Raw genomic sequence first — 520 nt, forward strand, 5'->3', positions numbered from 1 at the left:
GTTCACTCGTGGCAAAGATGCACAGCGTTTTGCTTTGGAACTTGGTGCAGCCTCGGCACAGGGTGTTTATGATTTGCCACCATTTCCTTTGGATTCATCGATCCTTTTTGCTCCGGTTGGCGATATTGTGCCAAAAGCTCTTGAAGGCTTGGCGGCTGGAGGAACATTAGCTCTTGCTGGTATTCATTTAACTGATGTTCCTTCACTTAATTATCAGAAACATTTGTTTCATGAAAAAGTTCTTAAGAGTGTTGAGAGCAATACTCGCCGCGATGGCGAAGAATTCTTAACTTTGGCCGATCGGTTGAAGATTCATCCAAAGACCACTGAATATCCCTTTGAACATGCCGACCAAGCGCTTCGCCATTTGTCGCATGGCGATATGCAGGGCGCCTGTGTTTTACGAATTAGTGAAGGCTAAATCATCGCTTGAGAAAATTATTAATTAAAAAATCGAATGAATCAACAGCTCGAATATTCATAAAAGGTGTACTAATGCTATAACTAGTATGCATTATAT

The 520-nt window shown here is 41.7% G+C and carries 1 protein-coding gene; it reads left to right on the top strand.

All coding sequences use genetic code 11. The annotated features are described in order from the left end of the window. The coding region (locus KH893_RS11715) for an MDR/zinc-dependent alcohol dehydrogenase-like family protein (RefSeq protein WP_486606301.1) at nt 1-421 on the top strand (421 nt) is incomplete at its 5' end. Nucleotides 422-520 lie beyond the last annotated feature (99 nt).

The organism is Liquorilactobacillus sicerae (assembly GCF_029916425.1).
Taxonomy (GTDB): domain Bacteria; phylum Bacillota; class Bacilli; order Lactobacillales; family Lactobacillaceae; genus Liquorilactobacillus; species Liquorilactobacillus sicerae.